This window comes from Rubrivirga sp. SAORIC476 (assembly GCF_002283555.1).
GTDB lineage: Bacteria > Bacteroidota > Rhodothermia > Rhodothermales > Rubricoccaceae > Rubrivirga.
Genome location: NZ_MVOI01000002.1, coordinates 170,296 through 194,108 on the forward strand (window position 1 = coordinate 170,296; position 23,813 = coordinate 194,108).

The following is a 23,813-nucleotide window of genomic DNA, read 5'->3' on the forward strand; positions in this document are numbered from 1 at the left end:
GTGCTCGGGGGGTCGTCGGGAAGGTAGAACGCGCCGGGAGGCTCCGCGCTCCCCCGTCAGGCCGACCACTCCATGAACTCGCCGCTGTCGATCTGCCGCCGGAGGTCGTTGAGGGCGCCGACCTCGACCTGGAGGTGCTCGATGTCCTCCCCGGCCCGCTCGGCGGCCTGGATCTCCCGGGTCAGCGAGGTGATCGCCTCCTGGACGCGGTCGAGCTTGAGGAGGCGCATGGCGCTGGTGGCGGCGGCGAACGGCTGGTCGTCGCGCTGTTTGGCGTTGACGCCCACCTTCGAGAGCCAGTTGCCGGAGAGCCCGTGCCGCTCGGCGAGGGCGTCGGTCACGAGCACGCGCTCGGCCTCCCCGAAGTCGCCGCGGATGAACGGCGCGGCCTCGACCGTGCCCGCCTCGAACTGCGCGATCAGCGCCGCGACCACACGCTGCGACGGCCCCTCGGTGAACTCGTCGACGCCCATCCGGGTGAGGATGTGCTCGACCATCGGACTGCCGTGCTCGACCATGAGCCGGATCAGCATCGCCTCTTCGGGACGCACGACCGGGACCTCCACCGGAGCCCGCTCGCGGACCTCGGGCTCCCGCTCGAAGCGACGCGGCGCAGGCTTGGGCTTCTGCCCGCCGAACAGCCGCCGAATGTCGGTATCCACCACGTCCAGCTCCTGCGACGCGCGCCGCAGGTAGCCCTCCACGAGGATCGGGTCCTGCATGCGCCGGATCGTGGCCAGCACGTCGCGGACCACCTCGGCCTTGCCCTCGGGCGTCGCGAGGCGGCCGGCCTGGCGGGCACGACGGGCGAGGAACGCCACGAAGTCCATCCGCTCCTCCCGGAGCACCGTCCGGAACGCCTCGGTCCCGAACTGACGGACGAACGAGTCGGGGTCGGCACCGTCGGGGAGCGTGACGGCGTAGGGCGCCAGTTCGGCGTCGAGCGCCCGGTCGATGCCCTTCTGGGCCGCGCTCTGGCCGGCCTCGTCGGCGTCGAACAGGAGCACGAGACGCTGCACGTCGAGCCGCTTCAGGGCATCGAGCTGCTGGCTCGTGAGGGCCGTCCCGCTGGCCGCGACCACGTTGCGGACGCCCGCGTCCCACAGCGACACCACGTCCGCGTAGCCCTCCACGATGATGGCCTCGCGCTCGGTCCGAATGGCGCGCTTGGCCTGCTTCATCCCGTAGAGCACCTGGCTCTTCTGGTAGACCTCCGTCTCGGGCGAGTTGACGTACTTGGCTGGCGTGTAGTCCGCGCTGCCGGTCTGGGTGTCCGGCAGGATGCGCCCGCCGAAGCCGAGCACCTTGCCGATGGGCGACAGGATGGGGAACATCAGCCGGTCGCGGAACACGTCGTAGAAGCCGCCGCCCTGGCGCTCCTTGACGAGGCCGACCGCCTCCAGCACCTCGGGCTTGTAGCCCGCCTCGGTGGCCGCCTGGACGAGGCCGTCCCAGGCCGGCGTGGCGACACCGATGCCGAACTCGCGCACGGCCTCCTTCGAAAAGCCCCGGCTCTTCAGGTAGGCGACCGCCCGCTCGCCCTCCGGGGTGCCGAGGGTCGTGTAGAAGTAGCCCGCCGCGAACCGGAGCGCCGCGTGGAGCCCCGCCTTCCGGTCGCCCTCGGTGCTGGCGCCCTCCTCCCGGATCTCGATGCCCGCGCGGTCGGCCAGCAGGCGGACCGCGTCCAGGAAGCCCGCGCCCTCGATCTTCTGGACGAACGAGAACACGTCCCCGGACTCCCGGCACCCGAAGCAGTGGAAGAAGCCCTTGTCGGGCACCACGTTGAACGACGGCGTCTTCTCGTTGTGGAACGGGCAGAGCCCGATATAGCTGCTCCCCTGCTTCTTGAGCCGCACGCGGTCGCTCACCACGTCCACGAGGTCGGACGCAGCGCGGACTTCTTCGATGACGGAGTCGGGGATGCCAGCCATGGAATCGGGGGGACTGCGGAGGTTACCCCGGAAGGGTGCGGCGGTGTTCGATGTCGACGGGATCCCACGAGACCTCGTCGCCGACGCGCACCACGCCGGATGCAATAACGGAGGCGCGGAGTCCACCTCGCCGCACCAGCGCGTCGAAGATCCGCTCCTGCCCCGTCACCCGGACGAGGTACTTGCAGGGCGCGCACCGCCGCACACCCTCGAACCGCGCGCCCCCGATCTGGAACGGGACCCCGCGGAGGTCCGCCAGCGGCACGCCCTCGACGACGAGGTTGCGCCGGTGCTGCCCGGCGCCGACAGCCACGCCGAATTCCGCCTCTGCCGCCGCCAGCGCCTCCGCGGTGATGAGCGTCACGTCACGCCCGTTCCCCGGCCATCGGCTGAACGAGCCCGCGCCGTCGGCGTACCGGTCGCCCGCGAGCCCGCGCCCGGCGAGCGCCTCCACCTCGGGCACGGCGCGGACCGGGGCGCCTGCAGCGGAGGCCAGGTAGATCGAGACGAGGCGGCCGGTCATGGCGCGGAACGGAGGGTCGGGCTCGGGGGTCAACGCGCTCCACTCCCCCAGGTCCCATGGCCGACGCCCAGACTCCCGCCGACACCTCCGCCACCGACGACGACATCACCGAGGTCGATCAGGAGATCCCCCCCACCCCGCAGGGCCGCGCCGACGACGACTCGGACGTGCGCGACGACGACGGCGACACCGACATCGACGCGTAGCGGCCGGGCGTCGTACCGTTCGGAGCCCCCCTCCGAGCCCGATGCCCCGCTCCGAATCCCACCGCCTGTCCAACGCCTCCGGCCACGCGCTGGCCGCCCGCCTCGACCTCCCCGAGGTCGGCGAGCCCGAGGCCTACGCTCTCTTCGCGCACTGCTTCACGTGCTCGAAGGACCTCCACGCCGTGCGCCGGATCGCGTCGGCGCTCACGGAGCGCGGGCTCGGCGTCCTGTCGGTCGACTTCACCGGCCTCGGGCAGTCCGAGGGCGCGTTCGAGGACACGTCGTTCTCGTCGACCGTCTCCGACCTCGTCGCTGCGGCGCGACACCTCGAGACGGTCCACGAGGCGCCCCAGCTGCTGATCGGGCATTCGCTCGGCGGGGCGGCGGCGGTGGTCGCCGCAGCCGAACTCCCCAGCGTCCGCGCGGTCGCCACCATCGGGGCCCCCTGTGACCCCGGACACGTCCGCCAGCACCTGATGGCGCAGGAGGCAGACATCCTGACCGACGGCGAGGCGGTGGTCGATCTCGGCGGTCGGCCGTTCACCATCAAGAAGCAGTTCCTCGACGACCTCGACACCCACGACCGGATGCAGGCGCGGATCGCGGGGCTCGGCCGGGCGCTGCTGGTGTTCCACTCACCGCAGGACGAAACCGTCGGCATTGAGCAGGCGCGTCATCTCTTCGAGGCCGCCCGGCACCCGAAGAGCTTCGTCTCGCTCGACGGCGCCGACCACCTCCTGACGGCCCCCGCAGACGCCCGCTTCGTCGCCGACGTGCTCGCGGCCTGGGCCAGCCGCTACCTCTGCCCGTCTGCTGAGGCGCCACCCGCCTACGACGACCCGACGGTGTCGGTCGAGATCGGTCCGACCGGATTCCGCACCGCCCTGTCGGCTCGCGGCTTCTCCCTCGTCGCCGACGAGCCCGCGTCTGTCGGCGGCACCGAGACCGGCCCGACGCCCTACGACCTCCTCGGGATGGCACTCGGCGCCTGCACCGCGATGACGATCCGGATGTACGCCGACCGGAAGTCGCTGCCGCTCGACGGCGTCGGGGTCACGGTGAGCCACGCGCGCCTCCACGCGGCCGACTGCGAGGCGTGCCTGACGCAAGAGGGCCAGATCAGCCGCCTCACCCGGACCGTCCGCCTCGACGGCGACCTGGACGAAGCCACGCGGGCCCGCCTCCTGGAGATCGCCGACAGGTGCCCGGTCCACCGGACGCTGGAGGGCGACATCCAGATCGTGACCGAGGCGGCGTAGACGCAGGTAGGAAATCGGGGTGTGGGGGCGTCCCCGGAGTGGCCGTCGGACCGGAACCCGACGCCGTCCGATCCGGTCCGCCCTCCCCCCGACCGCTCCACCATGCTGGCTGCAGATCCCCCCTCCCCGCCCGCCGTCCGCGCCGACCTCGCGGCCCGGTTCGCCGAGGTCCGCGCGTTCACCGAGTCGCTCTGCGACGGCCTCGCCACCGAGGACTTCGTCGTCCAGTCGATGGAAGACGTGTCGCCGACCAAGTGGCACCTGGCCCACACGACGTGGTTCTGGGAGACCTTCGTGCTGACGCCCTACGCGGAGGGATACGCGCTCTACGACGAGCGCTATCCGTTCCTCTTCAACAGCTACTACGTCCAGGCGGGAGAGCGCCACTGCCGCGCCCAGCGGGGCTACCTCTCGCGTCCCACCGTGGCCGACGTGTTCGCGTACCGCCGGCACGTCACCGAGGCGATGGACCGCTTCCTCGACGGGTTCGACGAGGCCTCGCACCCTGAGATCGCCGACGTGGTCGAGGTCGGGCTCCACCACGAACAGCAGCACCAGGAGCTGATGGTGACGGACCTGAAGCACGTCTTCGCCGTCAACCCGCTGCGCCCGGCTGTTCGCGAGCGCCCCGAGGCGGCCACGGTGGACCCCGGCCCGCTGCGCTGGCGGTCGTTCGAGGCTGGGCTCCACGAGATCGGCTTCGAGTCCACCGACGCCGACACGAGCCGGGGGCGGTTCCACTTCGACAACGAGGGGCCGCGGCACCGCGCCTTCGTGGAGGGCTTCGAGGTGGCCGACCGCCTCGTGACCTGCGGCGAGTACCTCGCCTTCATGGCCGATGGCGGCTACGAGCAGGCGCCCCTCTGGCTGTCGCTCGGTTGGGCCACGCGCGTCGAGAAGGGCTGGACAGAGCCGTTCTACTGGGAGCAGCGCGACGGCGCGTGGTGGCACTACACACTCGCCGGGATGCGCCGCGTCGACCCGAACGAGCCGGTCACGCACCTCAGCTACTTCGAGGCCGACGCCTACGCGCGCTGGGCGGGCGCCCGCCTCCCCAGCGAGGCCGAGTGGGAGGTCGCCAGCCGGACCGTCTGGGATGGCACCGGCGACGCGCCCGGCGCCTTCGTCGACGCGGGGCGCCTCCACCCTGCCCCTGCCGAGCCGGTCGGCGGCGACGGCGCTCCAGCCACCCAGCCCGCTCTCCGACAGATGTTCGGGGAGGTGTGGCAGTGGACGCACAGCCAGTACTCCCCGTACCCCGGCTATCGGCCCGTCGAGGGCGCCCTGGGGGAGTACAACGGCAAGTTCATGGCCAACCAGTTCGTGCTCCGCGGCGGCAGCGTCGCCACCTCGCAGAGCCACATCCGGCCGACGTACCGCAACTTCTTCCCGCCCGACGCCACGTGGCAGTTCACGGGCCTCCGCCTCGCGCGCTCGTGATCTCTGACCTCCCCGCCACCGACTCGCCGACCTCCGCCTTCGCGCGCGACGTTCTCGCCGGCCTGTCCGCCACCCCGCGGACGCTGCCCGCCAAGTACTTCTACGACGAGCGCGGGTCGCGGCTGTTCGACGCCATCACCCGCCTCGACGCCTACTACCCGACGCGCACCGAGCGCCAGATCCTCCTGGACGACGGCGACGCGATGGTCGACGCCATCGGCAAGAACGCGGCCCTGGTCGAGTATGGCAGCGGCTCCAGCGACAAGACGCGCATCCTGCTCGACGCGCTCCACGCGCGACGGACGCTGGCGGCTTATGTGCCCATCGACATCTCGGAGACGTTCCTGCTGGAGACGGCCGCGGGACTCCGGGAGGCGTACCCCGGCCTGCCCGTGCTGCCCGTCGCGGCCGACTACACGAAGCCGTTCGACCTGCCCGATCTCCCGGAGGAGACGTCGCGGATCGTGGTGTTCTTCCCGGGCTCCACCATTGGCAACTTCTCCCTGGACGAGACAGCGACGTTCCTGGCGCACGTGGCGGAGCAGATCGGCGACGACGGCGCGCTGCTCGTCGGCATGGACCAGTGGAAGGACGCCGACGTGCTGCGCCTCGCCTACGACGACCCCGAGGGCGTCACGGCGGACTTCAACCTGAACCTCCTCCGCCGGATCAACGCCGAGCTGGACGGCGACGCAGACCTGGATGCGTGGGCGCACGCGGTCCGCCTCGACCCAGACGCCCGACGCGTCGAGATGCATCTCCGCAGCCTCCGCGACCAGACGCTGACCGTCCTCGGCCACCCGTTCGCCTTCGCCGCAGGCGAGACCATCCACACCGAAAACTCCCACAAGTACGGCCCCGACGGCCTCGGCGCCCTCGCCGAGGCGGCCGGGCTCGTGCGTCAGCAACGGTGGACCGACGCGCGCGGCTGGTTCGCCGTGGAGCTCTATGCGGCAGACGGTGCGGGCTCGCGGTAGCTTCCCGCATGGCCAAATCATCCAAGTCGAAACGCGCGCCCCGGAAGATCCTCGGGGTGGACATCGGCGGCTCGGGCATCAAGGGCGCACCGGTGGACACCAAGAAGGGCGTCCTGGTCGCCGACCGGGTCCGCATCCCGACGCCTCAGCCCGCGACGCCTCAGGCGTGTGCCGAGACCGTCTGCCAGATCATGGAGCAGGTCGGGTGGAAGAAGCCCATCGGGTGCACGATCCCAGGGCGCGTGGTGCGGGGCGTCGTCCAGACGGCTGCCAACATCGACGACGCCTGGATCGGGACGAACGCGGAGAAGCTGTTCAGCAAGACCTGTGGCGTCCCCGTGGCGGTCCTCAACGACGCCGACGCGGCAGGGCTCGCCGAGGTTGCCTTCGGCGCCGGGCGGGGCAAGAAGGGCACCGTGCTCATGCTGACGCTCGGTACGGGCATCGGCAGCGCGCTCTTCACCGATGGGCACCTCGTCCGCAACACCGAGTTCGGGCACATCAAGTTCGACAAGCGCATCGCTGAGCACGTCGCGGCCGACTCGATCCGTACGAAGGAGCACCTGACCTGGGAGCGCTGGGCGAAGCGCCGCGTGCAACCAGTGCTGGAGATGTATGAGTTCCTGCTCTCGCCGGACCTGATCATCATCGGCGGCGGCGTCAGCAAGCCTGAGCGGTGGGGGGCGTTCTCGCCGTTCCTGAAGACGAAGGCGACGCTGGTCCCGGCGAAGCTGGGCAACGAGGCGGGCATCGTCGGCGCGGCCGTGGCGGCTCGCCAGATGCTCAAGGGGGAATGACGCGGAGCGCGGCTCCCTCGCCGTGATCGAGCTCGACCGCGACGCACCGCTCCCTCTCGCCGAACAGCTCGTCGAGGCGATGCGCTACGAGATCGCGTCAGGCCGTTACCGGCCCGGCTCGGGCCTGCCGTCTACGCGGGTGATGGGCGACCAGCTGGGCATCTCGTTCCACACGGTCCGCAAGGCGTACCAGCGGCTCGCCGAGGAGGGCATCGTGGACGTGCGCCGGGGCGGCGGCTACGTCGTCCTGGAGCGCCAGACGCTGTCGCGGGCCGAGCGGCTGGAGCGTGGCGCGGGCGTGGTCGAGGAAGCGCTCCACAAGCTCGTCGGCCTCGGGCTCAACGACGAGGAGGTCGAGTACGTCGTGCAGGAGGGGTTGCAGTTCTTCGAGCGGCCGGGGGTGCGTCGGACGCTCGTGTTCGCGGCGGGCTACCGCGAGCTGGCCGAGAGTGGCGCCGAGCAGGCCGGGGCGGCCCTGCAAGAGCGCGTCATCCCCTCCCTGCTGACCGACCTGGCCGACCTCGACACCCTCGACGGCCTCGTGGTGGCCCTTCCCGATCTGCGGACCGCGCGCCGCGCCCGTCCGACCGCCGAGATCGTCGGCGCCGCGGTCGAGTACCCGCTCGACGTGCTCGAACGCATCGCCCGTCTGGGTCCCGGCGAGTCCCTCGGTCTGGTCAGCCGCCACGCCGACGCCGTCGCGCCGCTGTCCGACGAGATCCGGTCGCGGACCGGCTTCGCGGGCACCCTGCTCGGCCTGCCCGTGGACGCCGATCGACGGCAGGTGGAAACGGTCGTCCGCCAGTCGGCCTTCGTGGCCTACACGCCCCAGGCCCGGCGGCGCGTGCGCCCGTTGCTGCAGCGCATGGAGACGCCCAACGCAGAGATGGTGCCGACGCTCGCGCCCGCCTCGCTGGCCCGCATCCGCGACGCGCTGGCTGGATAGCGAAGGAGCGGGGCCTGCCTTCATTGCCCGACCGCCCCGCCTATCCCAGCGTCGACCGCTCCTCCGAGGTGGGCTTGGTCTCGTCCGCCTCGGCCTCGGCGACGGGCTCGGCCGGGGGGTCCGCCGTCGCAGCCGCCCCATCGCCAGCCGTCGACTCCTCCTCCTGATCCGGGTACCGGACCCGGAAGTGGTAGATGCCACACAGGAGGCTGTGGAAGGCGTCCTTGATGCGGGCGAGGTCGGCGAACGTCAGGGTGGACTCGTCCAGCTGGCCGTCGGCGACGCGGGAGGCCACGATGCCTTCGATGAGCGTCTCCAGCCGCCGGGGCGTGGGCTTGCTGAGGCTGCGCGAGGCCGCCTCGATGGAGTCGGCGAGCATCACGATGGCCTGCTCGTTGGTCTGCGGGCGCGGGCCGGGGTAGCGGTAGTCGGACTCGTCCACCACTGCCGGGTCCTCCTCGGCCTCCTGGGCCTTGCGGTAGAAGAACTCGATGAGGCTCGTCCCGTGGTGACTGGCGATGAAGTCGATCACCACCTGCGGCAGGTTCTGCTCGCGGCCCAGCTGGACGCCCTCCTTGACGTGGGCCGCGATCACGAGCGCGCTCATGGACGGCTTGATCTTCTCGTGGGGGTTCTCGCCCGGCTGCTGGTTCTCGATGAAGTACTCGGGCTTGAGCATCTTCCCGATGTCGTGGTACAGCGCCCCGACGCGCGCCCGGAGCGCGTTCGCGCCGATGGCGTCCGCGGCCGCCTCGGCGAGGTTGGCGACCTGAAGCGAGTGGTTGAACGTGCCCGGCGCCTGCATCGAGAGCTTCTTGAGGAGCGTCCGGTTCGTGTCGGAGAGCTCCAAGAGGGTCATGTCGGTGGTGACGCCGAAGACGCGCTCCATGCCCCAGAGCAGCGGCGCGGCCAGCATGATCAGCGCGGCGTTGACGGCGACGGCGACCAGGTCGGCCCAGAAGAGCGACGAGAACGGGTCGGCCCGGAGCAGCTCGTGGCCGACCAGCACCAGCGTGTAGGCCAGGAACACGAGCCCCGCCGAGGCCAGGATCTGGCTGCGGTTCTTTACGTCGCGCACCGAGAACACCGCCAGCACGCCGACGATGAGGGTCGCGAAGGTGAACGGGAAGTCGTACCCGAACGCGAGCCCGCCGATGGCTGCCAGCGTCATCGTAGCGAAGCTGCCCACGCGGCTGTCGAACACGATCGTCAGCAGGATCGAGGCGAGCGCGACGGGAACGGCGTAGGGCGCCGCGCCTCCGAACGCGCCTGCGATCAGGAAGCCGAAGATCACCCCCCCCAGCACGATGCACGCCAGCGTGAACTTCCTCAGGTTCGCGAAGATGGCGGGGCGGAGCAGGTACGTGTAGAGGAAGAACAGCGCGATGGCCGAGAACACGAGGATCGAGCGCCCCAGCACGGTCGCGATCCACGAGCTGTCGCCACTCCGCTCGCGCTGCGCGTAGTCGAGCGACTGGAGCATCTCGAAGCGCGCCTGCGTGACCTCGTCGTAGCGCCGGATGATGATCTGGCTCTCTCGGACGCGCCCTCGGGTCGGCAGCACCGAGTTCAGGGTCTGGTTCCGCTTCCGCTCGGTCGCCTCCGCGTCGTAGACGAGCGAGGGGTCGAGCGCGGAGGCGAACAGGGCCGCACCGATGGCGACGGTGTCGGGGTGGCTCGGGAACGCCGCGAACAGGCTCCGCCGCGCCAGAACGATCGCCTCGTCGATGCCGACGACGTCGGAGCGGCGGCGCTCGGTCTCGCTCCGCTGGTCGAGATCCTGGACGAGGAGGGTCGGGGAGCGAACCGAGTCGATCGGCACGTTGAGAACCCCTCGGCCGAGCAACTCACGCGCGATGCGACTGTCCTCCCCCAGCAGTCGGTCGTCCAGCGTCGGGCCGGGCGCGCGGCCTGTCGCGACGTCAAAGGCCGAGCGCAGCATGAGATCCCACTGGCGGGGGCTGAGGCTGAGCGACAGGGCCTGACGCTGCTCGATGTAGCGAAGCGAGTCGCGGCGCAGCGCGGCGCGGAGGCCGCTGAGGTCGACCGGCTCGTCCGTGGCTGGGTCTGCGACGGTCACCTCGTCGAGGCGGCTCTGGGACTGCTCCCAGGCGACGTACGCTGCAAACGCAGAATCCAGACGGGCATCGACCGAGTCGAGGCGCGCGAGGGTTTGGGCGAGGGCCTCGGGCCGCTCACTGAAGATGGGCGCCTCGGACTGGAGCACGGAGTCGCGCCGCGCCTGGATCTCTTCCTCCGGCAGGCGGATGGAGAAGTCGAACGGCGCCACCACGTCGTCGGACTGCCACACGTCTCCGACGCGGGCCGTCCCGTCGTAGACGGCGACGTTGGGGAACGCCAGCAACGCCAGCACGGCCAGCACGAGGAACATGCCGACGCGGGCCAACACGTCCTTGCGTCCCATGCGGGGCGTGTCCCGGTCGGCACGGCGGTCCGTGCGGAGCCCCGCCCGGCGGGAGTAGCGCCCGGACTTGGGAGACAGGCCGATGCGATCGAGGAAGCTCATAGGCTCGTCTGACGCTGCCCGGCCGGATCGGCTCCCGGCCGACGCAGCCCGAGCCCCATGCCCAGCACGATGGTGAGGGCGCTCCCAATGACCGGGTACAGGGGCCACGCGACGGCGCGGAGCCCGAGTGCCTCGCGCGCCTCAGCCGTCGGCCGCCAGTCCACGACCCAGGCGCCGATCTCGGTGCTCCACCAGAGCCCGAAGATGAGAAGCACCATGGCGACGATGGTGACCCCGAACGCGATCATGGCGTCCGCCTCGGTGGCCCGGCGGGACAGCAGGCCCAGCAGGAAGGCGCCGAGCAGCCCCCCGTAGGTGAAGCCCGCGATGCCGAGGCCGAGTTCGACCACCGGGTTGTCCAGCCCGGTGAAGAGCATCGCGAAGCCGACGAACACGCCCGCCCACACGAGCGTCAGCACGCGGCTCAGCGACAGCGCCTGCGCCGGCGTGCGCGGGGTGGTCCCGAACCGCTCCAGCAGGTCCATCAGCGTCGACCCGGCGAGTGCGTTCAGCGAGGACGAGAGGGTGCTCATGGCCGCGGCCACGATGCCCGCGAGGAGCAGACCGCGTAGGCCGGGAGGCATCTCCTCAAGGATGTACATCGGGAACAGTTCGTCGCCGCGGGTCAGGCCGAGGTCCGCGAGTGGCGCCCCGCCGTAGTGGATCCAGAGCAGCAGGCCCACGCCCAGAAACAGCGCGAACTGGAGCATCACGAAGATGCCGCTCCACACCATCGCCTTCTTGGCGTCGGTGAGGCTCCGCGTGGCGAGGATGCGCTGCACGATGAGCTGATCGGTCCCGTGCGACGCCATCGAAAACACGGCGCCGCCCAGGACCGCGACGGGGAGCGCGTAGGGCGAGGTGAGCAGCATGCCCCACCCGCTCCAGTCCAGGTCGAGGAGTTGGAGCTTGCCCGCCTCGGTCGCCGCGGCGAAGGACCCGGCGGCGGGGGAGCCGAGCAGCAGCCCGACCGCGACCAGGGCCCCGCCGACGTAGATCCCCATCTGCACCACGTCCATCCAGACGACCGCCTTCAGGCCTCCCACGTAGGTGTAGGCCGCGGTCACGATGCCGATGGTCAGGATTACGGCCGGGTAGCCGACCTCGAATCCCGCCGCCCGCGCGACGACCTGGATGGGGATCGCAGTCGCAAACAGCCGGACGCCGTCCGCCAGCAGGCGCGTCAGCAAAAACGTCACCGACGCCATGCCTCGCATCCGGTCGCCGAAGCGGCTCCCGAGGAAGGCATACGCAGTCTGCATCTCCCCACGCACGTACCGAGGCAGGAAGACCGTCGCCACGATCACGCGTCCGATGAGGTACCCGACCGTGAGTTGCAGGAACGTCAGCGGCCCGGCATACGCGACGGCGGGCACCCCGATGACGGTGAGCGTGCTCGTCTCGGTCGCGACGACCGAGAAGCAGACGGCCCACCATGGCAGGTCGCGACCGCCGAGGAAGTAGTCCTGCGTCGTCGTCTGCCGCCCTCCCGCCTTCAGGCCGAAGGCGACAATCCCGACGGCATACAGTGCGAGAACGACGTAGTCGAGGGGCGTCAGCACGGGCTAGCGGGTGGGGAGGACCGGCGGGTCGAGACGGCGGAGCAGGCGGCCGAGTGCCTCGGCGGCCGAGACGGCGTCGGAGGCGCCCTGCAGCATCAGGTCGTAGAAGGCCTCGCGATCGGCCCGGTGGCGGCCGATCCGCACCGCCGCGGGGGACGCGCCGACGAGGAGCGCCGCGCCAAGATCGCTCGGATCGGCCAGGTTGAGGGCGACGTCCGGCTCGGGGCGCCAGAGATCGGCGCGCACAGCGGGCGTGGGCAGGCGGCGCCAGTCGCGCTCGTCGTCGCCGACGGTCCGCAGGTCGGCTGAAAACGCCGAGGGGACGTCGGCCTCGAAGGGCGCCATCAGCACCGGCCGAACCCGCGCGGGCGGCACGCCGAGTGTGCCGAGGAGCGACCACGCGGCGCGCTGGCCGGGCCCATCCTCCGGCAGCACCACCAGCACCCGGCGGTCGGCGAGCAGCGGCAACGGGCGCGGACGGCGGGCGGCGAGCGCGGCACGAGCCGCGCGCTGGGCGAGCGCCTGACGGATCGGCTCGATCATGAGCCGAACAGATCCCCCTGCTCTGGATCGTCGGTCCCGAGGGCGTCCAGGCTGCGTGTCTCCCCATCGGGAAGCGTCATCGTTGGCGTTGCGGGGGCCGAAGCGTCCGGCTCCGGCGCCGCGGTGGGTGCGGTCGGGTCGGCGCCGGGCACGGGCGCCCCGGCGAGGATCGCCAGCAGCCCGGCCTCGTCGACGACCGGGATGCCGAGGTCGGTCGCCTTGTCGAGCTTGGAGCCCGCCGCCTCGCCCGCCACCACGAGGCCCGTCTTCTTGGAGACGCTGCCGCTCACCTTCCCCCCGGCGTCCTCCACGCGCGCCTTGGCCTGCGGACGCGTGAGCGTCGGGAGCGTCCCGGTGAGGACCACCGTGACGCCCGCCAGCGGGGCGGACGCGTCGAGGGTTGCCGCGACGCGCTCCTCCGGCAAGCGGCGGGTGTTCACTCCAGCGGCCTGGAGCGCCTCGACGGTTCGCCGGTTTGCTTCGTCCTTGAACCACTCGACCACGCTCTCGGCCACGATGGGCCCGATGCCGTCGATGGCTTCCAGGTCCTCCCCAGCCGCCGCCGCGAGGGCGTCGAGGCTGTCGTGGTGGGCGACGAGGTCGCGCGCGACCGTCTCGCCGACGTGACGGATGCCGAGCCCGAACAGCAACCGGGCGAGCGGACGGTGCCGGGCCGCCTCGACGCCTGCGAGGACGTTGTCGACCTTCTTATCCTTAAAGCCCTCCAGCGCGAGCAGGTCCTCTCGCTGGAGCGTGAAGAGGTCCGGCAGGTCGGTGACGAGCTCGACATCGACGAGGAGGGCTGCCCCCTTGGTGCCGAGACCGTCCACGTCCATGGCGTTCCGGGACACGAAGTGCTCGACGGCGCGGCGGAGCTGGGCCGGGCACCCACCCTCGAGGTGACGAAGGTCTACTTCGCCCTCGGGGCGAACCAGCGGCCGCCCGCAGACGGGACAGGCGTCCGGGGGGAGATAGACTGGCCGGTCCCGGTCCGGATCGGCGCCGACGGGGCCGACCACGGCCGGGATCACGTCGCCGGCGCGCTTCACCACCACGTCGTCGCCGACTCGGATGTCGCGCGAGGTGATGTAGTCGGCGTTATGGAGCGTCGCCTTCGAGACGGTGACGCCCCCGACCTGGACGGGCTCCAGGATCGCCAGCGGCTTGATGACGCCCGTCCGGCCGACGTTGTGGTCGATGCCGAGCAGCCGCGTCGTGGCCTCGCGAGCGGGAAACTTGAAGGCGATGGCCCAGCGCGGTGCCGTCGAGACCTGCCCCAGGACGTCCTGGTAGTCGAGCCGGTCGACCTTCACCACCACCCCGTCGATCTCGTAGTCGAGGCGGTCGCGGTGGCCGGCCCAGGACTCGCAGAAGGCCACGAGTGCATCGACGTCCTCGAACACGGCCCGCTCCGGACCGGTCGGCAGCCCGCGGCTTCCGAGCCAGTCGAGAACGCCCGACTGGGTCGCCGGAAGCGTCCCCCCCTCCACCGGACCGACGCCGTAGGCGAAAAACGCCAGTCCGCGCGCAGCCGTGACGGTCGGGTCGAGCTGGCGGAGGCTGCCGACGGCCCCGTTGCGGGGGTTGGCGAGCGGCTTCTCCCCGGCCTCGACGAGTCGCTCGTTGAGCACCTCGAACCGCGACCGGCTCAGGTACGCCTCGCCGCGGACCTCCATCGAGTCCGGCACGTCCGGACCCAGCCGCAGAGGGATGGGGCGGATCGTCCGCACGTTGGTCGTGACGTTCTCTCCCACGCGGCCATTGCCCCGCGTCGCAGCGCGGACGAGCACACCGTCCCGGTAGGTCAGCGCGAGTGCCAGGCCGTCGATCTTGAGTTCGGCGACGAAGGCGACCCGCTCGTCTTCCGCGAGCACGGCATCGAGCCCTTTGTATACGCGGTCGACCCACGCCCGGAGGTCGTCCCCGTCGAAGGCGTTGCCGAGCGACAGCAGGGCGACGGGGTGCTCGACCTTCTCGAATGCGTCCAGCGGCCCCCCCCCGACGCGGTGCGTCGGCGAGTCGGGCGTGACGAGTGACGGGTGAAGCTCTTCGAGCGTTCGGAGCGCGTGGAAGAGTCGGTCGTACTGCGTGTCGCCGACGAGGCTCTCCCCCTCGGTGTAGTAGGCACGCCCCAGGCCGCGGACGACGGGCCGGAGCGCGTCGGCGAGGGTGGTCGCTTCCTGCTCCGCGAGGTCGGCGGGAGGGCGAGCGTCGAGGCGAGCCAGCAGGTCCAGCGCGGAACCGACGAGGTCCATGCTATTCGACTGCCGAGGGATCCACCGTCGGTGCCGGGCCGGCCGGGGGCGGCGCCGAGGCGGGAGCGGCCGAGAGCGAGTCGAGCACCTGCTGGCCGTTGGCGCGGTCGATCTGGAAGGGCCGCCCGCTCGGCGGCGTGAACCGCATGCCCTGGAACTCCACCGTCGCCTCGCTGAAGTCCTGGTTCGGGTCCTCCCCCCAGAGGACGAGGAGCGAGTCGGCCTGGAAGGCCTCCGAGTTGCCGACCTCGATCCAGTAGGGGCGGCGCGAGTTGTCGTCGGCCGTCACGCGGAACGACTGCAACCCGTCGCCGCCGGCGGTCAGGGTGACCTGAATCGGAAGCTGGAGGCGCGGCCCCGCCGAGGCCGCGGCGCCGACGCCGACCGAGTCGATGGGGGTCTGCTGGCCGTCGGCGGTCGTCACCTGCTCGGTGTCCGCCTCGGGCGAGTCGTCGCGGAAGATGAGGAAGTAGAACGCCAGCGCGAGAATCACCACGAAGGCACCGAACAGCCCCAGGATCGTCGTCCAGTTCTTGTCGAACGAGCGACGCGCGGACGGAACGCTCGGGCGGCTGACGCGGGCGTTGCGGGTCGAGGGGCTGAGCGGCTTTCGGGCGGCCGGCGCCGGGCTCGGGGCCGATTCGCGAAGCGCCTGGACTGCGGGAGGAGGCTTCGGTCCCACGTCCGTGCGGTCCGGGGTGCCCAACGCGGGCTCCGGCGTGGGCTCCGGGGCAGGGGGTGGTGGGGCCGAGGCCGGGTCGTAGTCGGGGTGGAGCGCCCCAGCGTAACGGCCTGCTGACTGGTCTGCGAGGGCGCCAGTCACGGTGCTGGGCGACAACCCCACCGCCTTGGCGTACGACTGCAAGAACGCCTTCAGGTAGACCTGATTGAAGGTCGGGTCGCTCACGAGATCTCCGGCCTCGAACCGCCTGAGGACATCGACGGGGATGCGGGTCTGCTGCTGAATGTCGTCGAGCGACAGGCCTCGGGCCTCACGAGTCGCGCGGAGATCGGCTTCGAACGTTCCGGAGGGCACAGGCGAGATGGCGGGGCGTCTCAAACTAGCGCCTCCTCTGCGTCGGGGGGAACGGGAGTGTGAAGCGCGTCAACGAAAACCGCCCGGCTCGATGTGAGCCGGGCGGTCGGTGTCGGGTAGGCGGGATTTGAACCCACGACCCCCAAGCCCCCAGCTTGGTGCGCTACCTGGCTGCGCCACTACCCGTGATCCGCGTTTGCGGGAGGCCAAAACTAGGACCAGCCTCAGAGCGCCCGCAACACGTCCGCCAAAAACGCACGCAGGTCCACGAGGTCCTCACGCGACAGCTCGGAGACGGCGGCCTCGAAGGCCTCTTCCCCGTCGGCCTCGCGCGCGAGCACCTGCCGGGCGCCCTCCAGGGTGTACTTGTCGTCGTGGACGAGGCGCTGGATGCGACGGACGAGGTCGATGTCGGGATCGGTGTAGGCCCGGTTGCCCGCCCGGTTCTTCTTGGGCCGGAGTTGTTCGAACTCGCTCTCCCAGTAGCGGAGGACATGCGGCTTGAGACCCGTCATGTCGCTGACTTCGCGGATGGAGTAGTAGAGCTTTCGGATCCCGGAGGCCATGGTGAGGATCGCGTGCGGACCCGGCCGTCGCGGACTCGCCGGGAGCGGGCGGGGTACGTTCGGCGCGTCCTTCCTCTGAACCTGTGCCGCGCGTCTCGCTCGCTCCCGAAGTCGGCCTGCTGGTCGTGGTCGTGGTGTGGGGAATCAACTTCGCGATCATCAAGCTACCACTGGAGGTCGCGCCGCCATTCACGGTCAACCTGCTTCGGTTTCTGGTGTCGGCCGCGGTGCTGGGCACGCTGCACGTGCGGCAGGCGCGGACGCGAGGCGTCTCGCCGCTGTCAACGTTCGACGCAGGGGCCGGTCGGGTCATCGGCATCGGCCTGCTCGGCATCCTCGCCTATCAGGCACTGTTCATCGTCGGCATCGACCGGGTGTCGGCGGGCACGGGGGCGCTGCTGATCGCGTCCAGCCCGGCCTGGACGGCGGTGACCGCCCACACGCTGGGCCACGAGCGGCTCCTCCCTCTCGGATGGATCGGCACAGCGACGAGCCTGATCGGCGTCGCGCTGGTGGTGGCGGGCAACCCCGGCGCGGCGTTCGAGGCGGACGGCTCCGGGGTGGTCTTGATGCTGGGGTCCGCGCTGGCGTGGGGCCTCTACACGGCGCTCTCCCGCCCCCTCATGCAGCGAGGCGCCTCCGCGCTCGGGCTCACGTTCTGGGGAATCGTGGTTTCGGCTCCCGGCCTCCTGCTCCTGGCAGCCCCTCAGTTGCCGACCGTGACGTGGTCGGCCTTCGGTCCGGCGGAGATCGGCGCGATCCTCTTCTCGGGCGGGCTGTCGACGGGTCTCGCATACGCCATCTGGAACGAGTCCGTGCGGACCGTGGGTGCGTCGAAGACGGCGGCGTTCTCGAATCTGGTGCCGGTCGTCGGCGTCCTCGCAGGGATCGTGCTGCGCGGGGAGCAGGTGACCCTGCTCCAGATCCTGGGGGGCCTGCTCATCGTGCTGGGCGTGGTGGTGGTGCGGCGTCGCGGCGTCGCGGCTCCGGCAGGGGTCCCCGCCGTGACCTGATCTCCGGAAACGGATCGGACGCACCGGCGCCGCCGGCCGGCGGTAGGTTGAGGCCATGCGCTCGCTCGTCCTTCTGACCGTCGGAACCGCCGCCCTGGTGCTCTCGCCCTCTGCGATGGGACAGGAGGCCCGCGCCGACTCGACGGAGTCGTTCGCGTACGGCACGGTGCTGACGTACCGCGCGATGCTCGCCCAGAGCCGGGAGTTGCGCCTGATCCCCACGGACCCGACCGTCCGACCCGACGACTCCGATCCGTTTATGGGCATCGGCCGGCTGGTCGTCGACGAGACGCTGTCGCGGACGGGGAGCTACTTCTACGACGTCTTCTACCGACTGTGGCAGCCTCCGGAGGGCGCACGGTTCGTGAGCGTGATCCTGTCGGAGCAGCCCCTTCCGGGCCAGGGCACCCTCGTGTCGGTTCGCCTCGACGGCGAGTTGGTGTTCCAGTCCCGACTGTCGCCCCGGGAGGAAGACGCCGAGGCCCTGGCACAGCAGGCGGTCGGCTTCACCCTCCGCCGTTTGCCGCAGGGCGACGGGTGATGCGACGGGCCTTGCCCGCCTATGCCCCCACCCGTATCGTCCCCCACCCCACTCTTGCCTGTCCATGCGTCGCCTCTTCTCCGCCGCCCTCGCGCTCGGGCTCTTCGCCGTCGCGGCTCCCGCCTCTGCCCAGCAGCTGGTCTACCAGCCGACCAACCCGGCGTTCGGGGGCTCGCCGCTGAACTACAACTGGCTCCTCCAGTCCGCGCAGCTGCAGAACCAGTATGAGGACGAGGGGGGCGCGTCTCAGAACTCGACGATCAACAACTTCGCCGACACGCTCCAGCGCCAGATCCTGAATCAGCTCTCGCGAGAGCTGATCACGAACCGGTTCGGCGACCTCGATCTGACCCAGCCGGGCACGTTCACGCTGGGGGACTTCCAGATCGACATCACTCCGGGTCTCGACGGCGTCTCGATTCGCCTCTTCAACCTGCTTACCGGGGAGGAGACCATCGTGTCCATCCCCAACAGCCTCTAGCTCTCTCGTCTGTGCGCGCTCTCCTCCTCGCCGTCGTCTCGCTGACTCTGTTCGCAGGGTGCTCGGCCCGATTCCTCCAGCCCTACCACGTGGAGTCGCCACGGGTGGCCGCGCCGCGGACCACCGTCGCCGACCTGCTGGATGCCGTGCCAGCGCCCGTCGACCCGGTGGTGGTAGCGGTGTACCGGTTCCGGGACCAGACCGGCCAGTACCGGGCTCTCGAAAACCTGTCCACCTTCTCCACCTCGGTGACGCAGGGGGCGACGAGCATCCTGATGCGCGCCCTGGAACAGTCTGGGTTTTTCGTCCCCATCGAGCGCGAGGGGCTGTCGAACCTCCTCAACGAGCGTCAGATCATCTCCTCGACCCGTCAGCAGTACACCGGCCCGGAGGGTGAAGGGCTTGGGCCGCTGCCTCCGCTCCTGTACGCGGGGGTCCTGCTGGAAGGCGGCATCGTGGGCTACGATTCGAACGTGCTGACCGGTGGTGCGGGCGCCCGACTCCTCGGGGCCGGCGGGAGCGGCCAGTTCCGGCAGGATCAGGTGACGGTGTACCTCCGCGCCGTCTCCGTGCAGAACGGCCGCGTGCTGAAGTCGGTCTACACGACCAAGACGCTCATCTCGCAGAAGCTCGACGGGGGACTCTTCCGCTTCGTCGACACGGACGCGCTGCTGGAGACCGAGGCGGGCTACTCCACCAACGAGCCGCCCGTGCTGGCGGTCACGGCAGCCATCGAGGAGGCCGTCATCGCCCTGGTGGTCGAGGGCTCGCGGGATGGGCTCTGGGCCTTCCAGGGGCCGAACGACTCCAACACGCAGGACTTCCTCTCGGCGTACGATGCGCGAGCGGCCGAGGACGCCTCCCGCGACCTCTATGACCGGGCGCCTCTCGACGCGTCCAGCGACGGGCTCGCCGTGGGGCTGTCGGCGGGGATCGGGCGGATCGAGAGCGATTATGCCTCCCCGGGCATCCAGCCCGTCGGCGCGGTCTCGCTGGACTACCCGATCGGCAACGGGGTTTCGGTGGGCGTTCGCGGAGAAGGCGGGCTGATCGACGTGAACGGCACCGGCGAGCGGTTCGGAGCCGGTGCGCTCACCCTCCGCTCCCGCCTCGTCCCGTCTGCGCAGACATCGCCGACGTTCACCGTCGGGCTGGGCGGGCTGTTCTCCCCCGACGTCCCCAACTCGCCCTCCTCCTACCTGTATGCGACCGCGCTGGCGGGCATCGAGAGCCGGATCCGCCCCTCCCTCGGACTCTTCCTCGAGGCGGGCGTCGACTATCCGTTCTACGAGGGTCTCGACGGCCTTCAGGGGTCCGGCAGCGTCAACGACAACATCTGGGTCGGCCGAGGGGGCTTCGTCTTCTACACATCGTTCTAGACCTCGCATTCCCCCTCACGTCTGAGGACGGCATCTGTAAGAACGGTGGCAGCGCCAGGACGCGAGCTCCCCGATTTCGGCCAGCGTCATATTCCGTTAGGTTCCGATTCCTTCTTCTCGTTCGGAGGTCACATCGCGCGGCCCTGTTCGCCGACGCCCCCCGTCCAGCGACTGCCTTTTGACCGTCCGGAGGAGTCCGCCACGAGACCACCCCCCGGGAGCGCTTCCGGCGCCACGGGCTGCAACTCCATAGTATTGGGCATATAGCAAGCCACCATGCGCGGAGCGGCCGCAGGGGTGGTTCGAGGATCCTTTCCGCAATCGTCTCCAGGCACCAGTGCCGTAGGAGGCCGGAATGAGACGGGCCGGGAATTCAGAAGGTCTGAGCGCTTGCACGTTTACAATTCTTGCCGTTAACTAACGGCGTGCTACGCACGGTACGCCTCTCTCAGAGGCTGCTGACACATCCAGACACCCTGGCCCTCTGAGCGGCTTCCGCTCCCACCACCTGAGGCACCACGGGCGACGCCACTCCGGCTATGCCTGTCCTTCCCAACGCCTCGACCTCCATGCCCGCTCGCCCGACATCCGAAGCTTCGACGGCTTCGAGGGGTTCTGAGGCCACCGGGCGCCGTGCGGCGTGGACGCGCCCGATTCCAGAAGGCGCTGTGGCTTCTTCGGATCGTGTGATCAGAGGACGCGCCCCGTCCCGTCGGACGGCAGCTTCGACATGGACCGGCTCGTCGCGCCCGGTCGCCTCCGAGAGGGCTCGGGCGCACATGGACCGCTCTGGAGCACGAGGCTCCGATGAACCTGCTCGCTGTTTCCCTCCTGGGCGCTACCCTGCCTGACCCCGGGCGGGAGGCCGGTAACACGTCCTCCCGCTCCTTCCCATACCCGGCGTCTTTGCCGAGGGGTCCCCACCCCATGGGATCTGCGGACCTCCGCATCCTTCAGCCTTCGGGCACTCTTCCCCACTCTCCTTGGTAGCCATGCGCAACCTCCTTCCCTTCGCTATCGCGTTTGGCCTCGTCGGCACCGCGAGCGCGCAGAACACGTCCTCGACTGTCCAGTCGGGGTCGGGTCACACGATTAGCATCGTGCAGAATCCGTTCATGAACGACGCCTCCGTCGATCAGTCCGGCCTCGACAACATCGCCGACATTCTCCAGACCGGCGCCAACGTCGCCGAAGTGGAGCAGGGCGGTACGGCCGACAACGCCGACATCGACCAGGACGGCACGGGCAACGAAGCCGTCGCGCTCCTGAGCACCTTCTTCACGGGTGGCGGCGACATCGACGCGGTCATCAACCAGCTCGGCAACGACAACTTCGGCCGGGTCTTCAACGACGGCGTGAACGTCGACGCGACGATCAACCAGACCGGCGACAACAACCTCGCTGACGTCGTCTCTGGCCTCAACTCGGCGGACGTCGACATCCTCGCGACCGTCGACCAGCTCGGCAACGGGAACGCGGCCTTCGTCGGCCAGACTGGTACCAACCAGCTCTCGACGATCGTCCAGACCGGCGACGACAACACGGCGGACGTCTCCCAGTCGGGCGACAGCAACGTCTCGACGATTGACCAGACCGACACGAACCACCTCGCCATCACGTCAGACGGCGGCTCGAACCAGATCGGCACGATCACGCAGTCGGGCGACGCCAACCAGGCGCGCACCCAGCTCGGCACGTTCTTCGGCGCCAACAACGACGGCACGATCACGCAGTCGGGTGACACCAACGTCGGTGACATCTTCAATGACGGCGACAACAACGACGCGACGATCACGCAGTCGGGCTCCGGCAACTACGCCGAGGTGATCGCTGGCTTCTCGACGACCGACGCCAACAGCGTCGCGACCGTGGACCAGACCGGCACGGGCGACTTCAGCTCGTCGTTCCAGCAGGGAGAGGGCCAGGACGCCCAGATCTTCCAGAACGGTGACAACGACATTGCGGAGACCGATCAGGACGGTACCGGCAACCTCGCCATCATCGACCAGGGCGCGTCGTTCTCGCCGCTGTCCAACAGCTACGCGGGGATCGGCCAGAACGGTCGCACCAACCAGGCGCTCGTCCTCCAGGGCCCCGGTGATGCGCTCAACGGCCTCGTCCTCCAGACGGGTGACAACGGCGTCTCGGTCGTCGATCAGTTCGGCACGAACCAGACGGCCACGCTGACCCAGGTCTCCGGCGACGGCAACCAGTCGCAGGCCCGTCAGTGGGGTGGCGACGGCAACACCGGCGACGCCACGCAGACCGGCGACGGCAACCTCGCGCTGATCGACCAGTTCGGCGACACCGGCGCGGCGAGCATCACGCAGGACGGCGACGGCAACGGCGCCCTCGTCGCTCAGGATGGCGCGGATCAGTCCGGCTCGGTGTCCCAGACCGGGACCGCCAACGACGCCACCCTCGAGCTCGGCCTGTTCTTCGGTGATGGCAACAGCTCCACCGCCGTCCAGGAGGGTACCGGTAACACGGCATACCACAGCATCGACGGCACGACGAACACGTCGAGCTCGACGCAGTCCGGCACCACCAACGACGCGACCATCCTGGTGGCTGCACTCGTGAGCGACACCAACAACGACGCGTCGGTCGAGCAGAACGGCTCGGACAACGTGGCGTTGATCGTCCAGTCGGGCTCGGAGCACACCGCCTCGATCAAGCAGGTCGGCGCCCGGAACAACTCGACCCTTACCCAGGACGGGTTCAACAACTCGGCGGCGGATCGCACCACCCGCGGTGATGACAACGTCCTGACGATCGATCAGGTGGACAGCGGCAACGCCGTCATCTACCACATCTGGGGTGACCGCAACAGCGCGGCCATCACGCAGAGCGGCAACGACAACCGCATCCGCATCGACGGCCGTCGCAACACGACCATCCCGGTGCTCGGTGTCGATGACAACGTGATGACGATCGACCAGTTCGGCGGCGACCGCAACACGATCAACGGCTGGATCGAGGACGGTGCCTCCGGCAACACGATCACGATCACGCAGAACGGCTCCGACAACAGCGTGAACGGCGGTCCGTTCGGCCCGGGCCTCTACGTTGAGGGCAACCTCAACACGATCACGATCAGCCAGACGGGCGTCGGCCACTCGGCGAACGCGGCCGCGCTCGGCGACGGCAACACCGTCACGATCACGCAGAACTAACGTTCTTCCGGTCCCTCGGGACCTCCTGGGCTGGCGACCGGTAACACGGTCGCCAGACCCATTTCTCCTCGCCGGTTCCCATCCTTATCCGGCCTTCTCTATGCGCACTTTCCTCCTTCTTACTGCGGCCCTGGCGGCTCCCCTGGTCTCGGCCCAATCGAGCGAGACCTACATCCAGCAAGCTGGGGTGTCTCTGGGTCAATCCGCGCAGGACATCGCGCTGACGAGTGCCGTCGCCGGCCAGGCCCTGGATCGCTCGCTCGTCGGAACGGGGTTCGATTCCAACACCGCGTCCGTCTCGGTCCAGGGCGACGGCAACGTCGCTCTCGTGAGTCAGCGCGGCTACGGCAACCGACTCGGCCTCGACATCACCGGTTCGTTCAACGAAGTCGATCTGTACCAGCGGGGCGTCGACAACCTTCTCCTCGCCGACATCACCGGCGACGGCAACCGCCTCGTCGACTCGTTCCAGGCTGGCAGCGACAACGTCTACCGTCTTCGCCTCGACGGGGTCGACAACACCGAGCACTCGATCCGTCAGTACGGCCCCGGGAACACGGCCTCGCAGGTCGTCGGCGCAGGGATGACGCCCGCCTCGATCGAGCAGTACGGAGGCGCCGAGATTTCCATCATTCGTCGGTAGATCCCGACAGGC

General features: G+C 69.9%; 20 protein-coding genes and 1 tRNA gene. 12 read left to right on the plus strand and 9 right to left on the minus strand.

Annotated elements, in window-relative coordinates:
• Window positions 1–56: 56 nt before the first annotated feature.
• Window positions 57–1,931, minus strand: coding sequence for a DNA primase (dnaG, locus tag B1759_RS00845; RefSeq protein ID WP_095513136.1), 1,875 nt, complete (start codon window positions 1,929–1,931; stop codon window positions 57–59).
• A gap of 22 nt (window positions 1,932–1,953) precedes the next feature.
• Window positions 1,954–2,454, minus strand: coding sequence for an MOSC domain-containing protein (locus B1759_RS00850; protein WP_095513137.1), 501 nt, complete (start codon window positions 2,452–2,454; stop codon window positions 1,954–1,956).
• A 56-nt stretch (window positions 2,455–2,510) separates the two neighbouring features.
• On the opposite strand from B1759_RS00850, the gene B1759_RS19550 reads away from it, so the two are divergent.
• The 6 genes from B1759_RS19550 to B1759_RS00875 all read left to right on the plus strand — a co-directional run bounded on the left by B1759_RS19550 (window position 2,511) and on the right by B1759_RS00875 (window position 8,079).
• Window positions 2,511–2,660 carry a hypothetical protein gene (locus B1759_RS19550; protein ID WP_158225048.1) on the plus strand — a complete coding sequence of 50 codons (150 nt, stop codon included), beginning with the start codon at window positions 2,511–2,513 and terminating at the stop codon, window positions 2,658–2,660.
• A 41-nt stretch (window positions 2,661–2,701) separates the two neighbouring features.
• Window positions 2,702–3,919, plus strand: a complete 1,218-nt coding sequence (locus B1759_RS00855) for a bifunctional alpha/beta hydrolase/OsmC family protein (protein ID WP_095513138.1) — start codon at window positions 2,702–2,704, stop codon at window positions 3,917–3,919.
• Between the two features lie 102 nt (window positions 3,920–4,021).
• Complete coding sequence (egtB, locus tag B1759_RS00860) at window positions 4,022–5,359, plus strand: ergothioneine biosynthesis protein EgtB (protein WP_095513139.1); 1,338 nt, start codon at window positions 4,022–4,024, stop codon at window positions 5,357–5,359.
• A complete protein-coding gene (egtD, locus tag B1759_RS00865) occupies window positions 5,356–6,336 on the plus strand; it encodes an L-histidine N(alpha)-methyltransferase (RefSeq protein WP_198948708.1) in 981 nt (326 codons plus the stop codon). Before egtB ends, egtD begins: the two co-directional genes overlap by 4 nt.
• An 8-nt stretch (window positions 6,337–6,344) precedes the next feature.
• Window positions 6,345–7,133 (plus strand): polyphosphate--glucose phosphotransferase, encoded by a 789-nt coding sequence (gene ppgK, locus B1759_RS00870; protein ID WP_095513140.1) that lies wholly within the window; start codon window positions 6,345–6,347, stop codon window positions 7,131–7,133.
• A gap of 22 nt (window positions 7,134–7,155) precedes the next feature.
• Window positions 7,156–8,079, plus strand: a complete 924-nt coding sequence (locus B1759_RS00875; protein ID WP_095513141.1) for a GntR family transcriptional regulator — start codon at window positions 7,156–7,158, stop codon at window positions 8,077–8,079.
• Window positions 8,080–8,119: 40 nt separating this feature from the next.
• Here B1759_RS00875 and B1759_RS00880 read toward each other — a convergent pair whose 3' ends face one another.
• From B1759_RS00880 to B1759_RS00910, 7 genes are all read right to left on the minus strand, one after another.
• The gene (locus B1759_RS00880; protein WP_095513142.1) at window positions 8,120–10,606 is read right to left on the minus strand and encodes an HD family phosphohydrolase; all 2,487 of its coding nucleotides are present in this window, start codon (window positions 10,604–10,606) and stop codon (window positions 8,120–8,122) included.
• Window positions 10,603–12,168, minus strand: a complete 1,566-nt coding sequence (locus tag B1759_RS00885; RefSeq protein ID WP_095513143.1) for a sodium:solute symporter — start codon at window positions 12,166–12,168, stop codon at window positions 10,603–10,605. Before B1759_RS00885 ends, B1759_RS00880 begins: the two co-directional genes overlap by 4 nt.
• Window positions 12,169–12,171: 3 nt before the next feature.
• Window positions 12,172–12,711, minus strand: a complete 540-nt coding sequence (locus B1759_RS00890; RefSeq protein WP_095513144.1) for a hypothetical protein — start codon at window positions 12,709–12,711, stop codon at window positions 12,172–12,174.
• Window positions 12,708–14,966: an NAD-dependent DNA ligase LigA gene (ligA, locus tag B1759_RS00895; protein ID WP_095513145.1), complete on the minus strand. Its 2,259-nt coding sequence runs from the start codon at window positions 14,964–14,966 to the stop codon at window positions 12,708–12,710. The genes B1759_RS00890 and ligA overlap by 4 nt, the downstream gene beginning before the upstream one ends.
• 1 nt (window position 14,967) lies before the next feature.
• Window positions 14,968–16,002 carry a RodZ family helix-turn-helix domain-containing protein gene (locus B1759_RS00900; RefSeq protein WP_158225049.1) on the minus strand — a complete coding sequence of 345 codons (1,035 nt, stop codon included), beginning with the start codon at window positions 16,000–16,002 and terminating at the stop codon, window positions 14,968–14,970.
• 112 nt (window positions 16,003–16,114) lie between these two features.
• Window positions 16,115–16,188 (minus strand) — tRNA-Pro (locus B1759_RS00905).
• 38 nt (window positions 16,189–16,226) lie between these two features.
• Window positions 16,227–16,568 (minus strand): MerR family transcriptional regulator, encoded by a 342-nt coding sequence (locus B1759_RS00910; protein WP_095513147.1) that lies wholly within the window; start codon window positions 16,566–16,568, stop codon window positions 16,227–16,229.
• An 83-nt stretch (window positions 16,569–16,651) separates the two neighbouring features.
• Here B1759_RS00910 and B1759_RS00915 point away from each other — a divergent pair, with 83 nt between their 5' ends.
• From B1759_RS00915 to B1759_RS00940, 6 genes are all read left to right on the plus strand, one after another.
• Entirely contained in the window at window positions 16,652–17,581 is a 930-nt protein-coding gene (locus tag B1759_RS00915) for a DMT family transporter (RefSeq protein WP_095513148.1), read from the plus strand.
• A gap of 55 nt (window positions 17,582–17,636) precedes the next feature.
• Complete coding sequence (locus tag B1759_RS00920; protein ID WP_095513149.1) at window positions 17,637–18,122, plus strand: CsgE family curli-type amyloid fiber assembly protein; 486 nt, start codon at window positions 17,637–17,639, stop codon at window positions 18,120–18,122.
• 64 nt (window positions 18,123–18,186) lie between these two features.
• Window positions 18,187–18,603, plus strand: a complete 417-nt coding sequence (locus tag B1759_RS00925; protein ID WP_095513150.1) for a curli production assembly/transport component CsgF — start codon at window positions 18,187–18,189, stop codon at window positions 18,601–18,603.
• Between the two features lie 11 nt (window positions 18,604–18,614).
• Complete coding sequence (locus B1759_RS19155; RefSeq protein WP_143537218.1) at window positions 18,615–19,982, plus strand: CsgG/HfaB family protein; 1,368 nt, start codon at window positions 18,615–18,617, stop codon at window positions 19,980–19,982.
• 992 nt (window positions 19,983–20,974) lie between these two features.
• Window positions 20,975–23,158: a hypothetical protein gene (locus tag B1759_RS00935; RefSeq protein WP_095513151.1), complete on the plus strand. Its 2,184-nt coding sequence runs from the start codon at window positions 20,975–20,977 to the stop codon at window positions 23,156–23,158.
• Between the two features lie 100 nt (window positions 23,159–23,258).
• Complete coding sequence (locus B1759_RS00940; RefSeq protein ID WP_143537219.1) at window positions 23,259–23,801, plus strand: hypothetical protein; 543 nt, start codon at window positions 23,259–23,261, stop codon at window positions 23,799–23,801.
• Window positions 23,802–23,813: the final 12 nt, after the last annotated feature.